The following is a 4,359-nucleotide window of genomic DNA, read 5'->3' on the forward strand; positions in this document are numbered from 1 at the left end:
ACACCCGCAGGCTGACCCGCAGCGGGCAGTTCGCCGCGAGAGCGTCGCGGATCACACCGGCCGCCCGCTGGGTGCCGAGGATCAGGTGCATGCCCAGCGCACGACCGCGAGCGGCGATGTCGGTGAAGACGGCAGCGAGATCAGGATGCTCCTGCACGAGCGCGGCGAACTCGTCGACGACGATCACCAGGCGTCCGAGCCGGCCGCCCGACTCGGTGATGTTGCGCGCACCGAGCCCCGCCAGCACCTCTTCGCGCCGCCGCAGCTCGGCTGTCAGGCTCTCCACGCCGCGTCGTGCACCCTCGTCATCGAGGTCGGTCATCACGGCCGAGACGTGCGGAAGGTCACGGAGCGGGTCGAACGCCGTACCGCCCTTGAAGTCCGCCAGGACGAAGGCCACCTCTTCCGGGCTGTGCGTCCGCGCCATCGAGGCGATCCATGTCACGAGCAGTTCGCTCTTCCCCGATCCGGTCATGCCGGTGACGATCGCGTGCGGTCCGTCCTCGACGAGGTCGATCACGAGCTCGGTGCTCTCCGTGCGCCCGATCACCGCGCCGAGCCCGGGAAGCGCGCCATCGTCGGTGATCTCACCGAGCGCGACAACGTCGGGCAGCTGGGCGACGTCCCCCTCGCGCTGAACACTGGATGCCGCCACCGCCACCGCTTGCGGACGCGAAAGGCATTCGACGGTGATGTCCTCCGTGCCGCTCGCCGTGCGCAGCCGTCCGTGCGAGGGGTCGTCGCAGTCCACGACCGTGGTGATCCCCTCGGGCACCTCTCCGTCGGCACTGCGCAGTCTGATCTGCGATGCGGCATCCTCGGCGTCGCCGTCACCGACCACGACCGCCAGCCGCCAGGCGCCGCGCCGCGGCCGTCCGGCGTGCGGGAAGCCGGCGACGCCGAGCGCCTCCAAGCCGTCTCCGGTCAGAGCGAGCTGGGCGGGGGCGTGGCGCAGGCAGAGCTGCACGATGAGCGCCCGTGCCGCGGCGGCGACCACCGGCAGCGGTCCGCGCAGGCACACCCCGCGCCCGATCGGTACGACGATCGGAGTATCCGACACGCGGGACGATCGCTCCCGGAACGCGCGCCCACGCTCGCCACCGTCTCCGGTCACCCGCAGTTCGCTGCGGCGCACGCCCGTCCCGACGACGATCGGCGTCGCTTCATCGACGGGCTGCAGATCGCGCAGCGGCGGGTCCTGCACGCTGACCGCGGCATCCGGATGCGCCCGCCACAGCTGGCGACGCTCCAACCGATGACGACGACGCAGCTCGTGCTCGGCCCGGCTCCATCCCTCGCGCTCCTGCTCGGCCGACTGCCGGCGAGCGCGGCGACGCGTGCGCAGACCGTCCAGCAGCGACGCACCCATCATGAGCGGCCCGAGGGCGGCGAAGCACAGCGAGAACACCGAACCGGTGATGAGCCACAGCACGACCCCGGCCGCCATCGGTACGACGGCGGCGAGCACGGGGATGGGCTGGCGGGGTGGGTCTTCGGCGGCAGCCGGAAGAGTCAGTGGTTCGAGATCCATGCTCCCATTGCACGGGATCGAAGGTCAGTGAACGGGGTTGTCCACAGCCTCGCGGGCTATTCGGCGTCGGCCTCGGATGTGGAGGACGAGTCCGACGTCTCGTCGATCGTGTCGACCCTGGCCGTCGTGGCATCCGCTTCGGCATCGTGACCGGAGCGCTCGATCTTCACGACGATCACCGTGACGTTGTCGCGGCCGCCGTTCTCGAGCGCGGCGGCGATCATGGCGTCCACGGCGACCGCGGGGTCGTCGTGCTCGCGCAGGAAGTGCTGGATGCCGTAGTCGGTGAGCTCCTTCGTCAGCCCGTCCGAGCAGACCACGAACCGGTCGCCGTCCTGCACCTCGATGCCGAGGTAGTCGGGTGGAGTGAGCTCGCTGGCACCCACGGCGCGCGTGATCACGTTGCTGTACGGGTGGCCGTCGGCTTCCTCGGGGCTGAGCCGCCCCGAGGTGATGAGCTCCTGGACGACGGAATGATCGGTGGTGACCTGCACCAGGCGCTGCTCGCGGAGCAGGTACACCCGCGAATCGCCGATGTTCATCGACACCCAGCGCGGCTCACCATCGACGACGTCGAAGAACACACCGGTGAGCGTGGTTCCGGTGCCCTCGTCGGTGGTGTCCGGATGCGAAGCGATGTCCTCGACGGCATGCTCGAGCGCATCCTCGATGGCATCGGTCGTCACAGTGCCCGACTCCACGACATCCTTCAGACGCGTCACGGTGCTCTGGCTGGCGATCTCGCCGCCGGCGTGACCGCCCATGCCGTCGGCGACGACGAAGAGCGGGAACTCCGCGAGGAAGGCGTCTTGGTTGTTGTCGCGTCGGAGCCCGGTGTCAGTGACGCCAGCCCACGTCAGCACGATCTCATCGTCCTCGGAGACGGCGACGCGTTGCGTATGCGTGTGCGTCTCAGACAAGTGGGGCCTCCGGAGTGGGTGCGGCAGGTCGGGCCATGTATCTACGTTATCGGAGCCACGGCGTGCAGATGACGAAGGACCCTCGATTCCTCGAGGGTCCTTCGTCACGAGATCAGGCCGGCGGGTTGTTGGGGTCCGCGGGCGGGGCCGGCGGTGCCGGGGGCGCAGCCGGAGGAGGCGTGGTCGGCGGGTTGGTCGGCGCAGCCGGAGGAGGCGTCGGAGCCGCAGGCGGGTTCGCCGGAGCAGCCGGGGGCGGCGTCGGCGCAGCGGGCGGGTTCGCCGGTGCAGCCGGAGGCGTCGCGGGTGCGGCCGGGGGCTGGTAGCCGGGAGCGGGAGGCTGGTAGCCGGGGGCCTGCTGACCGCCTGCCGGGGGCTGGTAGCCCGGGGCCGGCTGCTGGTAGCCCTGCGGTGCGCCGAAGCCGGGCACCGAGCCGGGCGCCGCTGCGGCCGAAGACTGTACGGGGATGCCATCCCAGACCGTGCGGTCACCGAAGAAGCTGTTGCCTGCCCAGCCAGCGGGGGCGAGCTGGGTGTTCCAGCGCGACTTGTCGAAGGCGTTGATTCCGAGCCAGACGATGGCGAGGAAGATGTAGAGGACGACCCAGGCGCCCTCCTTCTGCAGCTTCTGTCCCACGCGGTACGCGGCGAGGACCATCAGGACGAATGCGGCGAGGCCGACGATCTGACCGATCACCGGGATCCAGCTCAGCAGGATCGTCGCACCGACGGCGTACAGGATCAGCCACGGGCTCAGATCACCCAGCTTGAGGAAGATCATGCTGTTGTACACCGGGATCCACGCGCGCCACTTGCCCTGGACGCCGGCCTTCTCGAAGATCTTCATCAGGAACAGCGATGTCAACACATAGCCGGCGATCGCGATGATGAAACTGAAGAGCACGATCATGCCGAGGAAAGCCGCGGCACCTGTGTCGTAGTAGTAAGAGTCCATTTGCCCCTCCATGGAAAGAGCGACGCTTTCCGCATCGCGTGAAACACACTAGCGTGCCCAGAGCGCAGAGCAACAGGCACACGCGGTCGGAGTCAGGACGCGACGACGAGCTCGATCACTCCGGCGTCGCCGCCGTCACGGATTTCGATCCCCCGCTCGTCCGCCCAGGCGCGCAGTCCGGCCAGGGACCGAACATGCGGGCGGTCCTCGGCGAGGGCTCGAACGAGCTCACCCTTCGCCTTCTTGTTGAAGTGATTCAGCGCACGCCCCTGCTCCGTGACGACGCGCACGTAGGCCGATGCCACGGATGCCGGAAGCGGTCCGAGAGCGACATAGGCCTCGCTGCGCAGATCCAGCACGAACGGCGGCGAATGCTGCGCAATGGCTGCGGTCACAGCATCCGCCCAGTGCCGGCGCAGCGGCGCGATGCCGGGCAGCGCGGTTCCCGCTGCGAGCCGGTACGCCGGGATGCCCTCGAGCGCTCCGACCGGACCGAACGGCGCCGCGTGCACCCAGACATGCCGTCCCAGCCACCTTCTCGCGGCAGCATCCAACGCCCCGGTATCCAGCGCGTCGTAGAGCACCCCGGTGTAGCGGTCGATCGCAGGCATCGTCGGCGATGTCCGCAGCGCACGGTTGTGATCGATATCGCCGCGCTGCCGGTCGCTGAGTTTGAGCACACGCTGTGCGCGGGCAGGGTCGTCCGCCAGCGCGACGAGGGCGTCGATCACCGCCGTGCGCTGCACTGTCAGCGCGGGCAGAGCAAGCGTCTCGAGATTCAGCGACGCACCGGATCCGCCGGCGTGCTTGGTCTCAGAAGGAGGAAGGAGGATTTTCATGAATACCCGTACCGCGAGAACGCGCCCGCCGCCACCGGTCAGGTGACAGACGGGCGCGTCCGAGGTGAGTCGTGTCAGGCGATGAGCGCCGCGTTGCCGGCGACGATCGTCAGCTGG

General features: G+C 69.2%; 4 protein-coding genes. All 4 read right to left on the minus strand.

Annotation, left to right across the window (positions count from 1 at the left end; translation table 11 throughout):
- Positions 1–1,531, minus strand: a 1,531-nt coding sequence (locus tag ACTICP_RS15875) for an FtsK/SpoIIIE domain-containing protein (protein ID WP_441894010.1), incomplete at its 3' end; no start/stop codon positions are given.
- A gap of 56 nt (positions 1,532–1,587) precedes the next feature.
- Positions 1,588–2,451, minus strand: coding sequence for a PP2C family protein-serine/threonine phosphatase (locus ACTICP_RS15880; RefSeq protein WP_441894012.1), 864 nt, complete (start codon positions 2,449–2,451; stop codon positions 1,588–1,590).
- A gap of 112 nt (positions 2,452–2,563) precedes the next feature.
- Positions 2,564–3,403, minus strand: coding sequence for a DUF5684 domain-containing protein (locus ACTICP_RS15885; RefSeq protein ID WP_441894014.1), 840 nt, complete (start codon positions 3,401–3,403; stop codon positions 2,564–2,566).
- Between the two features lie 92 nt (positions 3,404–3,495).
- A complete protein-coding gene (locus tag ACTICP_RS15890; protein WP_441894016.1) occupies positions 3,496–4,242 on the minus strand; it encodes a YaaA family protein in 747 nt (248 codons plus the stop codon).
- Positions 4,243–4,359 lie beyond the last annotated feature (117 nt).

Origin of the sequence: Microbacterium sp., from assembly GCF_052102115.1 — a bacterium.
Taxonomy (GTDB): Bacteria; Actinomycetota; Actinomycetes; order Actinomycetales; family Microbacteriaceae; genus Microbacterium.

Excerpts from the sequence above, each read along its gene's own strand:
- ACTICP_RS15885 (WP_441894014.1), bottom strand. The coding sequence starts at position 3,403 with ATGGACTCTTACTACTACGACACAGGTGCCGCGGCTTTCCTCGGCATG.
- ACTICP_RS15890 (WP_441894016.1), bottom strand. The coding sequence starts at position 4,242 with ATGAAAATCCTCCTTCCTCCTTCTGAGACCAAGCACGCCGGCGGATCC.